4 protein-coding genes are annotated in these 1,251 nt (G+C 65.3%); all 4 read left to right on the top strand.

What is annotated here, in order from left to right:
• A partial coding sequence (locus tag AB0E19_RS38785) for a hypothetical protein (protein WP_362189974.1) occupies window positions 1–248 on the top strand: 248 nt, incomplete at its 5' end.
• Window positions 249–259: 11 nt separating this feature from the next.
• Window positions 260–670, top strand: coding sequence for a hypothetical protein (locus tag AB0E19_RS38780; RefSeq protein ID WP_362189971.1), 411 nt, complete (start codon window positions 260–262; stop codon window positions 668–670).
• Between the two features lie 26 nt (window positions 671–696).
• On the top strand, window positions 697–894 hold the full coding sequence (locus tag AB0E19_RS38775) for a hypothetical protein (protein ID WP_057503182.1): 198 nt from the start codon (window positions 697–699) through the stop codon (window positions 892–894).
• A partial coding sequence (locus tag AB0E19_RS38770) for a phage tail length tape measure family protein (RefSeq protein ID WP_362189966.1) occupies window positions 887–1,251 on the top strand: 365 nt, incomplete at its 3' end. The genes AB0E19_RS38775 and AB0E19_RS38770, both read left to right, overlap by 8 nt.

The following is a 1,251-nucleotide window of genomic DNA, read 5'->3' as shown; positions in this document are numbered from 1 at the left end:
GGCAGGTCGAGGCGGCCATTACCAGCCAGAAGTACTACGAGATGCAGTTCATTGGCGCCAATGAAGCGCGCGGCGGCAAGATGGTGCGCTTGGTGTGCCACAAGGTCACCGGCGGCGTCATCGAGAGCATGGGCCTGATCGGTACCGAGTTTGGCTCGGGCAGTGTGCCGGGCAAGCTGGTGAAGGACGTGGCCAAGGCGACGGGCCCTGACAAGTCGGCCTACTTCTACTGGCAGCAGGAGAAGTGACTGTGCTGGACATGGACGCCATCACGCCGCCCACTCGCTCGGTTCCCTTTCGCGGTGAGGTGCTCGTCGTGGGGCCATTGCGGCTCGAGCAGCTGGGGCCGTTCATTGCGGCTTGTCGCTCGACGATCGGGCGCATCGCCATGATCGCCGGCCTGCCCGACGGCTCCGCGGCGGTTGACGTCGGCGCCCTGGTGCTGGACCTGCTTGAACAGGACAGCACCGAGATTGGCGCGGCTCTGGCCGTGGCAGTCGACCGCGATCCGAAGTGGGTTGCGGGAGGCAACCTGGACGAAGTGGCCCAGCTTCTCGAGGCGGTGGCGGGCCTCAATCGGGATTTTTTTGCCCTACGGCTGAGGCGAATGGTGGTGGCGATCAGGGAAGCGGTCAGCCTCCCGCAACCGCCGACCTTGTCCAGTTCCTGATCGCGCGCGGACACGGCCGGCGCGAAGTGCTCAGCTACACCCTGGCGCAGTTGCGGGCTTTCACCGCAGCTGCCGCTAGGGATGATCGGCTGCGGCTGGTCGACTTCGCGCTTGCCATGCGTGTTGCCTTCGGTGCAGATGCCGCCGGCTGGCAGAAGTACCAGACCTTGATGACGGGCGGTGACCCTGTTCATCCCCCGAAGGAGCTACCTACCAATGGCTGAGCCATCTGCCAACTTGCGGGTCCGCATCAGCGCGGACCTGGCCGACATTCGTCAGGGGCTGGGTGTGCTGACCCGGCAACTGCGCGAAGTGCGCAGCGAGGCCGGACGGCCGCTGCCAGTGAAGAACCAGATTAGTGACCTCGGAATTTCCGCTGGCCAGACCGCACAGGCCATGCGCCAGCTGCCCGCTCAGTTCACCGACATCTTCACCAGCTTGCAGGGCGGCATGCCGTTCTTCACCGTGCTGGTGCAGCAGGGTGGACAGATCAAGGACAGCTTCGGTGGCGTGGAGCCGGCATTGAAGGGGGTCTCGTCGGCGCTGCTGGGGATGGTGAATCCGTACACCGTGGCCGCGGC

The sequence above is a fragment of the Streptomyces sp. NPDC047974 genome (assembly GCF_040653375.1).
GTDB lineage: Bacteria > Actinomycetota > Actinomycetes > Streptomycetales > Streptomycetaceae > Streptomyces.
This window is presented reverse-complemented; position numbering and strand designations above follow the sequence as displayed.